The 13,779-nt window shown below is 65.6% G+C and carries 11 protein-coding genes; 4 read left to right on the top strand and 7 right to left on the bottom strand.

Annotated elements, in window-relative coordinates; all coding sequences use genetic code 11:
- Window positions 1-26: 26 nt before the first annotated feature.
- From AC56DV_RS11120 to AC56DV_RS11095, 6 genes are read right to left on the bottom strand one after another with little or no spacing between them, the layout of a single operon-like run.
- Window positions 27-341 (bottom strand): non-heme iron oxygenase ferredoxin subunit, encoded by a 315-nt coding sequence (locus AC56DV_RS11120; protein ID WP_496314334.1) that lies wholly within the window; start codon window positions 339-341, stop codon window positions 27-29.
- A 20-nt stretch (window positions 342-361) separates the two neighbouring features.
- Complete coding sequence (locus AC56DV_RS11115; protein ID WP_496314333.1) at window positions 362-841, bottom strand: aromatic-ring-hydroxylating dioxygenase subunit beta; 480 nt, start codon at window positions 839-841, stop codon at window positions 362-364.
- Window positions 838-2,091 (bottom strand): aromatic ring-hydroxylating dioxygenase subunit alpha, encoded by a 1,254-nt coding sequence (locus AC56DV_RS11110; RefSeq protein WP_496314332.1) that lies wholly within the window; start codon window positions 2,089-2,091, stop codon window positions 838-840. Before AC56DV_RS11110 ends, AC56DV_RS11115 begins: the two co-directional genes overlap by 4 nt.
- A 2-nt stretch (window positions 2,092-2,093) precedes the next feature.
- Window positions 2,094-2,801 carry a fumarylacetoacetate hydrolase family protein gene (locus AC56DV_RS11105; RefSeq protein WP_496314331.1) on the bottom strand — a complete coding sequence of 236 codons (708 nt, stop codon included), beginning with the start codon at window positions 2,799-2,801 and terminating at the stop codon, window positions 2,094-2,096.
- A gap of 32 nt (window positions 2,802-2,833) precedes the next feature.
- A complete protein-coding gene (gtdA, locus tag AC56DV_RS11100) occupies window positions 2,834-3,868 on the bottom strand; it encodes a gentisate 1,2-dioxygenase (RefSeq protein ID WP_496314330.1) in 1,035 nt (344 codons plus the stop codon).
- Between the two features lie 32 nt (window positions 3,869-3,900).
- Window positions 3,901-4,887 carry a 2Fe-2S iron-sulfur cluster-binding protein gene (locus AC56DV_RS11095; protein ID WP_496314329.1) on the bottom strand — a complete coding sequence of 329 codons (987 nt, stop codon included), beginning with the start codon at window positions 4,885-4,887 and terminating at the stop codon, window positions 3,901-3,903.
- 112 nt (window positions 4,888-4,999) lie between these two features.
- On the opposite strand from AC56DV_RS11095, the gene AC56DV_RS11090 reads away from it, so the two are divergent.
- From AC56DV_RS11090 to AC56DV_RS11080, 3 genes are all read left to right on the top strand, one after another.
- Complete coding sequence (locus AC56DV_RS11090) at window positions 5,000-5,917, top strand: LysR family transcriptional regulator (RefSeq protein ID WP_496314719.1); 918 nt, start codon at window positions 5,000-5,002, stop codon at window positions 5,915-5,917.
- A 77-nt stretch (window positions 5,918-5,994) separates the two neighbouring features.
- Window positions 5,995-6,912, top strand: a complete 918-nt coding sequence (ppk2, locus tag AC56DV_RS11085) for a polyphosphate kinase 2 (protein WP_496314328.1) — start codon at window positions 5,995-5,997, stop codon at window positions 6,910-6,912.
- A gap of 220 nt (window positions 6,913-7,132) precedes the next feature.
- Entirely contained in the window at window positions 7,133-8,467 is a 1,335-nt protein-coding gene (locus AC56DV_RS11080) for an MFS transporter (protein WP_496314327.1), read from the top strand.
- 45 nt (window positions 8,468-8,512) lie between these two features.
- Here the strand turns inward: AC56DV_RS11080 and AC56DV_RS11075 are convergent, their stop codons facing one another.
- Entirely contained in the window at window positions 8,513-9,079 is a 567-nt protein-coding gene (locus AC56DV_RS11075) for a hypothetical protein (protein WP_496314326.1), read from the bottom strand.
- Window positions 9,080-9,354: 275 nt separating this feature from the next.
- Here AC56DV_RS11075 and AC56DV_RS11070 point away from each other — a divergent pair, with 275 nt between their 5' ends.
- A complete protein-coding gene (locus AC56DV_RS11070; protein WP_496314325.1) occupies window positions 9,355-13,779 on the top strand; it encodes a molybdopterin cofactor-binding domain-containing protein in 4,425 nt (1,474 codons plus the stop codon).

The raw sequence follows: 13,779 nt of genomic DNA, 5'->3' as shown, positions 1-13,779 counted from the left end.
GTCTGTCTCCTGGTTATTGTGTTTGATCAGCCCAAGTCCACGTAGACCCGGCCGTTTTCGATCTTGACGGGATAGGTGCGCACCGCCTCGGTGGCGGGCTCGCAGCTGGCGCGCCCGTCGCGGATGTCGAACTTCCCCTGGTGCAGCGGGCATTCGATCTCGTGCCCGTCCAGGAAGCCGTCGCACAGGCGCGCATTGCCGTGGGTGCACAGGTTGGCGGTGGCGTAGACCTCGCCCGCCACGCCGTACAGCGCCAGCTCCACGCCGCCCGCCGCGACGGAAGTCACGTCGTCGTCCGGCACGTCGGCCTCGGCGGCCGCGTCGATCCAGTTGTTTGCCATGGTTGTCTCCTCAAGCGTGCTCAGATTGGATAGATCAGCGAATTGGCGATCATCTCGGTGTCGTAAATGCAGTGGCGCTGCTCGAAGCGCAGCCCTGCGGGCGTGATGCGGATGCGGTCCAGGTAGCGTCCCACGTTGAACACCGTGCTTTCCTGCGACAGCTTGGTGCGGAACACGGCGTAGTTGGCCTGCGCCACGATCACGCCGCCTTCCACCTTGTCCACCAGCGGCGCGCCGGTGACGTGGCGCTGGTAGTAGGGATCGTGGAACAGCGTTTCCTTGATGCCGTAGGCGCGGTCGCGCAGCATGCCCTTGCTCAGCAAGGCCAGCGTGGCCAGCGGGAAGCCGCGCTCGTGGTTCTCGCGCGGCTGCACGCGGTAGTCGCAATCGTCCACGAACAGGTCTATCCATTTGTCCCAGTCGGCGCTGTCCACCGCCGCCGCGTAGTCCGCGTACAGGCGGTTGAGCGCGAGCCAGGTATCGAAGTCCAGGGCGTTCATACGTCCATCACCTTTCGCCAGTAGTTGTACATGCCGCGTATCAGCGTCTCGGTCACCATGTGGTCGGTGTTCTCGGCGCCGTAGCCGCCCAGTTCCGCCACCGTGCGGTGGCTGGGCTTTTGCTCGAAACCGTTCTGCGACAGCTCGATCACCTCGCCGTCGTCGGCCGACACGAAACCGGCCGGGCCGAACAGGTTGGCCTGGATCAGGCGGCGTTCGGTCATTTCGGGCGTGTCGTCCTCGAAGCCGAAGTGGGTCCAGACGAAATCGAAGGAGCCCTTGCCGTTCGGCTGGATATGGCGCGTCGATACGCTGTTGACCTGCTGCTGGAAGATCACGCTGGGGAACACCGTCATCATCACGGCGGTCGGCCCCTTCCACCACGCTTCAGGCACGATGTCGAGCAGGCGCTTGTCGCTCACTTCCATGCCGGCCTTGAAGCTGGTGACGCCGGCCGTCACCTCGCTGGTGGCCGCCTGCTGGCTGCGGGTGGAGATCATGGCCGCGTGGCGGTAGTGCGCGTCCATCTTCAGTTCCGACTTGTTATCGGCGCGCCACAGGCCGTAGGTGACGAACCAGGTGTGCAGCAGGCCCGGATGGTAAGGGTCCTTGATGTTCTCCTGCATCAGCTTCCAGTTGCCCGGGATGCGCTGGCGGTTGTAGCCCAGGATGGTGAGCTTGCGGCCGTTGAACAGGCGGTCGAAGTAGCCGCACATGTCCGGGCCGAGGAAGTCCTCCAGCGATTCCACCTCATGGTCGAACGAGGCGAACACCACGCCGCCGCGCACCGCCACCTTGAGCTGGTTCAGGCCGTGGTCCCTGGTGTCGAATTCCTTCGGCATGCCGCCGTTGACCTTGCCGTCCTGCTTCACGCCGCGCCGGAACGGCACGCCCTGCAGGTCGCCCTTGAGCGTGTAGCTCCACTGGTGGTAGGGGCAGACGAATTCCTTCTTGTTGCCGTGGCGCTCGCGGCAGAACTGCATGCCGCGGTGCGCGCACACGTTCTCCACCACGTTCACGCTGCCGTCGGCGGAGCGCGTGAGGATCACCGAGCGTTCGCCGATGACGGTGCGCTTGAAGTCGCCCGGGTTGGGAATCTCCGCTTCCAGGCCCACGTAGCACCAGTGGCCCTGGTAAAACAGGCGTTCCAGCTCGCGCTTGTAGAGCGACTCGTCGGTGTAGGCCCAGAACGGGATGCGGCTCGATCCCGGCTGCTCCCACACTGGCTTGATCGGAAACACGGCGGCCATGATTACGCTCCCCGGGCTTGGACGCGCACCGTGATCGGCGCCAGGCCTGCCACTTCGCCCACCATCACGTCGCCCGCCACCACGGCGTTCACGCCTTCCGGCGTGCCGGTCATGATGACGTCGCCCGGCTCCAGCGCCTCGTACTCGGACAGGTAGGCGATCGATTCGGCCACCGACCAGATCAGCTTGGAGATGTCCGAATCCTGGCGCGGCGCGCCGTTGACGCTGACGGCGATGCGGCCCTCGGCCAGGTGCCCGACTTGCGCCACGGTCGAAATCGGGCCGATGGGCGCGGACTTGGCGAACGACTTGCCGAACTCCCATGGGCGGCCCTTGTCGCGCGCCTCCAGCTGGATGTCGCGGCGCGTCATGTCCAGGCCCACCGCGTAGCCGAAGACGTGCTCCAGCGCCTGCTCCACCGGGATGTCGGCGCCGCCCTTGCCGATCACGGCCACCAGTTCAATCTCGTGGTGGAAATTGGCGGTCTTGGGCGGATACGGGATGGTCACCTCGGCGGCGCCGGCCTGCACCGTGGCGTTGGCCGGCTTCATGAAGAAGAACGGCTTCTCGCGGTCCGGGTCGCGGCCCATTTCGCGCGCGTGGGCGGCATAGTTGCGGCCCACGCAGAAGATACGGTTGACGGGAAAACGTTCGTCGCTGCCGGCGATGGCGAGGCTGAACACGGGAGCTGGATCGACTGCGTATTTCATGGTGGTCTCCGAAAGTAGTTTGGGATGGGTCGTCAGGCCGCGCTTTTTTCTTCCCGCCACAGGCCCAGCGCCTGCTGGATGGGACGGTCCGAGAAGCTGAACAGGATGGTGTCGCCGCCGGCGCGCAGGCGCAGCGCCTGCCAGGACGGCACCACGAAGACGTCGTTCAGCGCAAAATCGAACTGCACGCCGCCGATATCGGCGCTGCCCGAGCCTTCCAGGCAGACGTAGATGGTGCTGTCGGTGGCGCGGTACGGCAGCGTTTCGAAGCCGGCCGGCAGATACTGCGCGAACGCGCCTATGGTGGGCATGGGCGAAGCGCCGGTGGCCGGGTTCACGTAGCGCAGCTTGTAGCCGAAGTGGGCGTCGATGGCGCCGCGCGCAATGCCCAGCAGGGACTCGCGGGTCTTGGCGAACGGGTAGACGAACACCTTGGTGGGCTGCGCCGCCGTCTGCATGAAATCGACCGGCAGCATGTTGTTGCCGTAGCGGGCCAGCGCGTCGCCTTCCGGCCGCGCGGCTTCCTGCGTGGCCTGCGCGCCATGCTCGGCGAAGCCGGCGTCGAAGAAGCGCACGGTGGGAATATCCAGCCCGTCCAGCCACACCACGGGCTGGTCGCCCAGGTTGCCGTGGTCGTGCCAGGTCCAGGACGGCGTGATGATGAAGTCGCCGCGCCGCATGGTGGTACGCTCGCCGTCCACCGCCGTGTAGGCGCCCTCGCCGTCCAGCACCAGGCGCAGCGCGGACTGCGCATGGCGGTGCGCCGGCGCAACTTCGCCCGGCATGATCAGCTGCAGCCCGGCGTACAGCGACTGCGTGATCGACGAGTTGCCGCGCAGCGCGGGGTTTTCCATGATCAGCACGCGGCGCTCGGCCTCGGCGGCGGTGATCAGGCGGCCCGCCTCCATCACGTGCCCGCGCACGTCGGCGTAGCGCCACAGCGCCGCCTGCAGCGGGCTGGCGGGCTGCTTCGGCACCAGCGCGCCCAGCACTTCCCACAAAGGGGTCATGTGGTGCTGGTCTATGCGCCGGTAGAAATCCTGGCGGGCGCCGTTGTCCTTGCTCATATCGGGTCTCCTCTGTTGGCTATTGGTGGTGTTCAGATTGCGCTGGCGTAGAAGGCGTCCGCATACACGTGCTCGGGCAGCACGCCCTTGCGCTTGGCCAGCATGGCGGCCGCCTCCACCATGGGCGGCGCGCCGCACAGGTAGGCGCGCCAGCCGGCCAGGCTGCTCCAGTCGCGGCCCACGGCGTCGGTCACCACGCCGCTGCGCCACTGCGGATCGTCGTTGCCGGTGCTGACCACCACGTGCAGGTGCAGGTTGGCGTGCCGCGCGCGCAGCTGTTCCAGCCACGCCAGGCCATAGATGTCGCGCTGGGTGCGCACGCCGAAGTACAGGTGGATGGGCTGGCTCATGCCGGCCGCCAGCGCGGCGCGCACGATGGACAGCACCGGCGCCAGGCCGGTGCCCCCGGCCACGCACAGCATCGGGCCTTCGTGCTTGCGGCGCAGGTAGGCGGTGCCCATCGGGCCGCTGACGCGCACCGCGTCGCCCACCGCCAGCGCCCGCTCGATATGGCCGGTGACGCGGCCGTCCGGCACCAGGCGCACGTGGAATTCCAGCTCCTCGTCGCCGGGCACGTTCGCCATCGAATAGGGGCGGACCAGTTCCGGTCCGAACTGCAGGGTGGCGTACTGGCCGGGCGAAAAGTCCAGCGGCTTGGCCGGCTTGAGGCGCAGGCGGCGGATATCGTGCGTCATGTGCTCGACCGCCAGCACCGTGGCCTTGATGATGCGCGCCGGGTGGGTCACCACCTCGTCCGGCTCGGGCACTTCCACCACGCAGTTGGCGGTCACGCTGCTCATGCAGGCCAGCACGTAGCCCTCGTCGTTGGGACCGGTGATCTTCGCTTCGCGGCCCATCTCGTGCACCTCGCCCTGCAGCACTTTGCAGCGGCAGGTGCCGCAGCGGCCGGCGGTGCAGCTATAGGAAATGGGAACCTGGTGCTCGCGCAGCGCGGTCAGCAAATTGGCGCCGGCCTCCACGTGCAGGGTGCGTCCCAACGGTTGCACGACTAGTTCCATGACTGCTGTCCCCATCTGTCTTATTGATGGGCAAAGTATAGAAACGCGAGTAATATAAATAAATAGCATTCCGTGAATGCATAAAATCACTACCAGCAATATTACTCACGCCATGGAACTGAAAGACGTCGACCTCAACCTTCTGCTCGTGTTCAACCAGCTGCTCGCCGAGCGGCGCGTATCGAAAGTGGCGGAGGCGCTGGGCATGACCCAGCCCGGCGTCAGCAACGCCCTCAAGCGCATGCGGGTGCTGCTGGGGGATGAACTGTTCGTGCGCACCGCGCGCGGCATGGAGCCCACGCCCTACGCGCTGCGGCTGGCCGAACCGATCGGCTATGCGCTGTCGACCATCTACGATTCGCTCAACGAGGTGGCGCATTTCGATCCGGCCACCAGCAAGCGCAAGTTCACGCTCGGCATGACCGACATCGGCGAGGTCTACTTCCTGCCGCGCCTGATGAAGGTGCTGCGCCAGCATGCGCCGGGCGTCACGGTGAGCACGGTGCGCAACACGGCGGTCAATCTGCAGGATGAAATGGAGGCCGGCCACGTGGACCTGGCGATGGGACTGCTGCCCCAGCTCAAAACGGGCTACTTCCAGCGCCGCCTGTTCCGGCAGCGCTACGTGTGCATGTTCCGCAAGGGGCACCCGCTGGACAAGGAGTCGATCACCATCGATGAGTTCAGGGACGCCGACCACGTGACGGTGGTGTCGGCCGGCACCGGCCACGCCATCGCGGACGTGGCGATCGAGCGCCACGGCATCAGGCGCAACATCGGCCTGACGGTGCCGCACTTCGTGGCAGTGGGCCACATCCTGTCCAACAGCACCATGATCGCCACCGTGCCGGAGCGCTACGCCATGGCCTGCGTGGAGCCGTTCGGCCTGCGCTACGTCGCCCACCCGCTGGAGCTGCCGGAGATTAACATCAACGTGTTCTGGCACGCCAAGTTCAACAAGGACCCGGCCAACAAATGGCTGCGCAGCCTGATCTTCGACAACTTCGCGGACGGCGGCGCAAGCCCGTAGGCAAGCCTGGTCACGGCCCTGTCACATCGGCCGCCTATACTCGGGCGACTATCATCAAGCGACTGCCTGCGCCCCTTATGGACATCCAACTGAGAGACTTGACCGCACGCGTGCGCAAAGACATCGTCGACAGCTACGACGAGGAACTGGAACTGGAGCTGGACGACCGCGAGCTCGACGCCGACACCCTGCTGCCGCAGCAGGGCCGCAGCGAACAGGAAAAAGAAGCGCGCCGGGTCTATTTCCGCGAACTGTTCCGCATGCAGGCCGAACTGGTCAAGCTGCAGGACTGGGTGGTGCACACCGGCCACAAGGTGGTGATCCTGTTCGAAGGCCGCGACGCCGCCGGCAAGGGCGGCGTGATCAAGCGCATCGTGCAGCGCCTGAACCCGCGCGTGTGCCGCGTGGCGGCGCTGCCCGCCCCCAACGACCGCGAACGCACGCAGTGGTATTTCCAGCGCTACGTGGCCCACCTGCCGGCCGCCGGCGAGATCGTGCTGTTCGACCGCAGCTGGTACAACCGCGCCGGCATCGAGCGCGTGATGGGCTTCTGCACCAACGAGCAGTACGAAGAGTTCTTCCAGTCGGTGCCGGAATTCGAGCGCATGCTGGTGCGCTCCGGCATCCAGGTGATCAAGTACTGGTTCTCCATCTCGGACGAGGAACAGAACGCGCGCTTCCTGAGCCGCATCCACGACCCGCTCAAGCAGTGGAAGCTCAGCCCCATGGACCTCGAATCGCGCCGCCGCTGGGAGGAATACACCAAGGCCAAGGAGATCATGCTGGAGCGCACCCACATCGAAGAGGCCAAATGGTGGGTGGTGCAAGGCGTGGACAAGAAAAAGGCGCGCCTGAACTGCATCCACCACCTGCTGCAGCAGATGCCCTACGTGGAAGTGGAGCGTCCGCTGATCCAGCTGCCAGAGCGCGAGTACAACGACGACTACGTGCGCCGCCCGGTGCCGCAGGAAATCGTGGTCCCGGAATTCTACTAGCCTGCCCCGGGGCGGCCCTCACGCCGTCCCATCGCCGCCCCCCGCCCCGTTCCCGCCTCCCCCGGCATTCCGCCAATCCCGGCAATGAATTTGCAGCAAAACTGCGGTTTTGTTTGACATGATGAAAAGTCTCTCGGTATCATGAAAACGTTTTCATGAAATGTGAAAACGTTTTCAAGCCACCGGTAAAATAAGCTGCGAGCAGCAACGGAGACAAGCAATGCCATCGACCCGCCCCACCACCTCGCCGCTGCTATGGGTGCCCACCGGTTACTTCACCATGGCCCTCGCCTATGTGATGCTGACCAGCGTCAGTTCCATCATGTTCAAGAACCTGGGCATGGACAACGGCCAGGCCGCCGGCTATTCCAGCCTGCTGATCTTCGCCTACACCGTCAAGCCGCTGTTCGCCCCCTTCGTCGACATGTACCGCACCAAGAAATTCTTCGTGCTGGCCACCCAGCTGCTGCTGGCGCTCGGCTTCGGCGCCATCGCGCTGGCCATGGCGATCCCGAACGCGCTGGTGCTGCTGATGGTGATGTTCGTGCTGATGTCCTTCATCGGCGCCACCCAGGACATCGCCAGCGACGGCGTGTACGTCACCTCGCTCGATTCGCGCAGCCAGTCGCTGTATTGCGGCATCCAGAGCCTGTCCTGGAACGTGGGCCCCATCGTCGCCTCGGGCGGCCTGGTGTACCTGTCCGGCCGCCTGCACGCCGACGTGTTCGGGCATGATCCCAAGACCTTCGGCCCGGAGTGGATGGACGCCTGGCGCATCATCTTCATCATCGTTGCCGTGCTCACGCTGGTGATGATGGCCTGGCACATGCGCGTGATGCCGGACGGCGCGCGCGCCCCGGACACGCCCTCCTCCCCGGCCGAAGCGCGCCGCATCCTGCTGGACGCCTTCCGCACCTTGTTCGCCAAGCGCGACGTGTGGCTGATGATCGCCTTCGCCTTCCTGTTCCGCCTCAGCGTCGGCTTCCTGGAAAAGATCGGCCCCTTCTTCATGGTCGACCCGGTGAGCAAGGGAGGCCTGGGCCTGTCCAACGAGCAGCTGGGCATCATCTACGGCACCTACGGCCTGGCCGCGGTGCTGCTGGGTTCCCTGCTGGGCGGCTGGTTCGTGGCGCGGCGCGGCCTGAAATCCGCCCTGTTCACGCTGTGCTGCGCCATCAACATCCCCAACGCCACCTTCCTGGTGATGAGCGTCTACCAGCCGGACAGCGTGTTCGCCATCGCCTCCGGGGTGGTGATCGAGAAGTTCTTCTTCGGCTTCGGCGCGGTCGGCTTCATGATCTACCTGATGCAGCAGCTGGCTCCCGGCAAGTACGCCACCACCCACTACGCCTTCGGCACCGGCCTGATGGGCCTGTGCGGCATGGTCACCGGCGTGCTGAGCGGCTACCTGCAGGAGATGATGGGCTACGTGATCTACTTCGTGTTCGTGATGGTGGCCACCATCCCATCGTTTATCGTGTGCTGGAAGGCGCCCTTCCACCATGACGACGGCACGACCGAACCGGCCAGCGCGCCGCAGACCGCCGCCACCTGACGCGCCCCCATCCGGCATGCATGGCGCCACCCGGGAGCGGTGGCGTCAATTGGGCCAGAGAAGGCAATAACTCTGGCTATTCGTCAAATTAATATTTTGGCTATATATAAATCCATTTTTAAAAGCCGACTTATAACCGCTCGCCGCGCAATTCGTGTGCACCCAGTCGATACCATGGCTGGCGACCGTCTCGTTGAGCGCGTAGGGCACTTTGGACGGATTGCCGCTGCATAAATAGATCGTGCTGTTTGCGGTCAGGCTTTTCGCATAGGATGGCGGCACCACCGCCTGGTTGGGGTCATAATCCGGAGCGAACACGTTGTCTATGGCAATATCATAAATTTGACCGTCGATGCCTGACGTTATCTCGATATGCGTGTGGGTCAACGGAATCCCTTTCAGCTTTCCACCATTCTTGAAGTTCGTCACCGCCGGATAGTCGCTATCGTTTGGCGTATTAATAGTCCCGTATTGAAAGTAGCCGCCGCTGGCGGTGCACATCTGCTGATAGGTCTGCAAGTCGCTTGCCGCTCCCTGTGCGGCCGCCCCTTGGGACAGGCAAAGCAGCACTGCGGTGAAGCTTGCGCAAGACAGTGTCGATTTCAAGTTCATCTGGAGCCCCGGGAAGATTGATTAAGAAATGAAAGCCGCCGAGCCGGCACGCCCATTTCCATCGACCTCTCAATATATTCAAAAATTGGAGAATCCAGCCCGGGAATTTTCATCCATTCCCAAATTAACAACAGCTGCGGCCGCCGTTCCCGCGGCAGATAATTTTAACCTCGGGCGATTGATTTGCCATTAGCCTTCTGCTAAGGTTCTCCCGATCGCCGGCACGCGCCACGGCTTGTAAAGCGATAACTTCAAACATAGAACAGGAATTCACCATGCCCGACAGCCACAGCGTTTCCGGCGTTAGTGCCGACTTGGTATTTTATTTGAACGGCAAGCGCGTCCAGCGCCACAACGTGGACCCGAAAATGCTGTTGGCCGACTATTTGCGCTCACCCGACGTCGGCCTGACCGGCACCAAGATCGGCTGCAAACAGGGCGGCTGCGGCGCCTGCACCGTGCTGCTGTCGGAATGGGACGAGGCCACGCAAACCGTCAGGAATTCCTCCATCAACTCGTGCATGCGGCCGCTGGCGGCGCTGGACGGGATGATGGTCACCACGGTCGAAGGCACCGGTAGCGTGAAGTCCGAGGCCATCAGCACCGTCCAGAAGTGTTTGGCCGAAAACAACGGCACCCAGTGCGGTTTCTGCACGCCCGGCTGGGTCATGAACATGACGGCGGCCATCGCCGAACGCGGCCCCAAGCCCGGCACCAAGGCCGAGATCGAAGGCCTGTTCGACGGCAACATCTGCCGCTGCACCGGCTACCGCCCCATCCTGTACGGCTTCAAGAAGGAATTCGCCTCCGACTGGAATCCCGCGGTCGATGAACAAGGCAGCATGGCCTGCATCATCGATCCGGCCGAGGCGGTCGGCAAGGCGGTGCCGTTCGCGCTCGCCTTCCCGGACGAACTGCGCCGCCGCGCACGCGCGCTGGCGTTCGAGGCGCCGGCCGGCCGCTGGTTCCGCCCCACCACGCTGGACGAAGCGCTGGCCCTGCTTGGCCGGTACCCGGACCGCCAAAATGTGCGCCTGGTCGGCGGCAACACCTCGATCGGCATCTATCCGGCAACCGTGGAGGATCCGCACGTCTTCATCGACCTGGGCCAGGTGCGCGAACTGCGCGACAGCCGGGCCGCGCACGGCAGCCTGCGCCTCGGCGCCGGCATGCGCTACAGCGAACTGCTGGAACTGCTCGACCGCCAGATCGCCGACACCCCGGCCGGTGCCGCCGCCTTGCCCGGCTTGCTGGCCCTGCGCTATATGGCCGGCCGCACCGCCGGCACCATCGTGCGCAACGCCGCCACCCTGGCGGGCAACACCATGCTGGTCGTGCGGCACGGCGAACAAGGCGTGCCGTTTCCGTCCGACTGCTTCACCGCCCTGGCCGCGCTCGGAACCGACGTGCTCGCCATTGCACCCGGCTGGGAGGGCGAGCGCCGCTTCGGCCTGCTGGACTTCGCCGCGCAGTGGAACAGCTCGGCGGAGCTGGACGGCGGCTGCGTGCTGCTGCGCTACGAAGTGCCGGCCACGCGCGAAAACGAATACGCGCAGACCTACAAGACCGCCCAGCGCATCGTCAACGCCCATTCCATCGTCAATGGCGGCTTGCGGGTGCGGCTGGACGCGGACCAGCGCGTGACCGAAGCGGTGCTGGTGCTCGGCGGCATCGCGCCGGTGGCGTGCCGCTTGCCGCTGTGCGAAGCCGCGCTGCTGGGCCAGCCCTGGACCGAGGCCACGCTCGGCCTGGCGCTGGACGCGATGGGGGCCGAAGTGGACGCCATCATGCGGCGCCACGCCGCGCACTACGCGGAACTGCCGGACGAGGGATACTCCAGCGGCTACAAGCGGGCGCTGAGCCTGTCCTACCTGTACAAGTTCTTCATCGAGGTGGCGCAATGGCGCGGCCTGCCGGTGCCGGAGGCGGTGCGCTCGGCCGCGCAGCGCAGCCAGCCGCAAGAGACACGCGGCACCCAGGCCTACCAGCAGGAACCGTCGGAATACCCGGCCAACCTGCCCTACATCAAAATCGGCGCCTACCTGCAAGCCACCGGCGAAGCCCAGTACGTGCACGACATTCCGCTGCCCCGGCGCGGCCTGAACGGCGCCCCGGTGCAAAGCACCATCGCGCTCGGCACCTGCACCTACCGCGTGCCGGGCGTGGACGGCCCCGCCAGTCCGGCCCAGGTGCTCGAGGCGCTGCGCCTGCGCTTCCCCGGCGTGGTCGACTACGTGACCGCGATCGACGTGCCGGCGGCGGCGGTGATCGGCATCGGCGCCGACGAGCCGCTGTTCGCCATCAGCATCGAGCCGTCCGACTGCCCGCACGGCAGGCTGCCGGCCGGCTATGACGCCTGCGCGCCGCTGCTGTTGACCGGCTTCGGCCAATCCATCGGCATGGTGCTGGCCGAGGACGAACAGGAAGCGCAGGCCGCCGCCTGGCACCTGCAGACCGAACTGTGCCTGTTCGCGCCCGATCCGGACACGCCGCCCCTGCTCGACCTGCCCGACAGCAAGGCGGAACGCGAGAAAATCGTGTTCCCCGACCTGCTGCCCTTCCCCACCCATATCTGGCAGATCACGCGCGAAGGCAGCACGCTGCAGTGGCTGCCGCAGGCCGACACCAGCCTGCCCGATCCCAGCGAGCCGGTGGTGGCCCACGGCGTTGCCGTGCCGGGGCTGGGCACGCAGGTCGCCTGCACGCGCGTGTCGTCGAAGCAGAAAGTCGGCAGCCAGATCCACTTTTACATGGAGACCCAGTCCTGCGTGGCGGAAGTGCTGGGCGACCGCCAGCTGCGGCTGCATCCGTCCACCCAAAGTCCGGCCTCGGTGCAGAGCGCGGCGTGCAGCGTGATCGGGCTGGCGTCGAACCAGGTCAGCGTGCAGGTGCGGCGCACCGGCGGCGGCTACGGCGGCAAGTGCAATATCTCCGCGTACGCCTCCAGCATGGCCGCGGTGGCGGCCTGGAAGCAGAACCGCACGGTGCGGCTGGCCCTGCTGCGCCAGGTCGACAGCGCCATGTTCGGCCACCGCCATCCGGTGCTGGGCAATTACAACATCGCCGTCGGCGACGCGTCCAACCCCGCCACGCACGGCAAACTGCTGGGCTTCCAGGCCGACTACTGGCTGGACGGCGGCCGCACCTACGAATGTTCGCCCATCGTCAGCGACTGCCTGGCGCTGCGCAGCGATACCGCCTACAACATCCCGAACTGGAACTGCGCGGCCGACGTCTGTCGCACCAACAAGACCAGCAACACCTCGATGCGCACCATGGGCATGCTGCAGGCGGTGCTGATCGTGGAAGACGCGGTCGAGGCCGCCGCGCACAGCGTCGGCCTGCCGGCCCACACGGTGCGGGAAAAGAATCTGTACGTCCCGGGCGACAGCACGCCCTACGGCGAACCGCTGGAGTCCTGCTATATGCGCGAAGTGTGGGACTACACGATCGAGAAGTCCGATTTCCATGCCCGGCAGCGGGCGGTTGACGAATTCAACGCCAACAACCGCTGGCGCAAGCGCGGCATTTCCCTGCTGCCGGTCAAATACGGCTCCGGCTTCAATCTGACTGCGCTGGAACAGGGCGGCGCCCTGATCGAGGTCTACTCGCCGGACGGCGCGGTGCTGGTGCGCCACGGCGGTGTGGAAATGGGACAAGGGCTGGACACCAAGGTGGCGCAGGTGGTGGCGCTGACGCTGAACGTGCCGATGGCCTCCATCCGCGTGGCCGAGTGCGATACGGCCGTGGTCCCCAACCCGGAAGGGACCGGCGCTTCGACCGGCACCTCCTTCAACGGCGGCGCGGCCCAGCAGGCCTGCCAGGCGCTGCGGCAACGGCTGGAGGAGTATTGCCGCCAGCTGCAGCAGCAGCATGGCGACGCCTGGTGCGTAAGCAAGCAAATCAACTTCTGGGATTTCCCGGAAGGCTGGCGCGCCATGATGCCCCAAGCTAACGGCGCGCCGCCAAAGCTGATGTGGGCCATCATCGTCGACAGCGCCTTCAACGCCCGCGTCAACCTGTCGGCACAGGCGCGCATCGCGGTGCCGGGCGGCGACAAGCCCGACACCGGCCTGACCTTCAAGCAGGTCAGGAACGCGCAGGGTGAACTGGTGACGGCGAGCGAAGAGGTGGACTATTTCAACGGCTACACCTTCAGCGCAGCCTGCACCGAGGTCGAGATCGACGTGCTGACGGGCGAAACCACGGTGTTGCGGGCCGACGTGGTGTACGACGCGGGGGTCAGTTTGAACCCCGCCATCGACGTCGGGCAGGTGGAAGGCGGGTTCGTGCAGGGCCTGGGCTATGTGCTGAGCGAGGAGCTGACCTACCAGCCGGCCACCTCCCCGATCACGGCCTCGGCCACCCGTCCGGCGCCGGGCGCGCTGTACACGGTCAACACCTGGGAATACAAACCGCCCGCAGCGCAGTCCATTCCGCTGGAGCTGAACGTGATCCTGTTCCCGCGCAACCTGGCGCCGCAAGCGCCGGACGCAAGCGAGCTGCTGTCGTCCAAGGAGATCGGCGAGCCGCCGATGACGCTGGCGGCCACCGCCTTCTTCGCGGTCAAAAAGGCGGTCCAGGCGGCCCGCGCCGACCGTGGCCATGACGGGTGGTTCCAGATGGAATCGCCCGCCACCGTGGAACGGGTGCGCGAAGCCTGCCTGGTGCAGGGGAAGGACATGGCGACCGGCTTCTGA

It is taken from the genome of Massilia sp. BGA-UO-ETr-WB1 (assembly GCF_059567845.1).
Note: the sequence above shows the minus strand (reverse complement) of the source record. Positions and strands in the feature narration are given on the sequence as shown.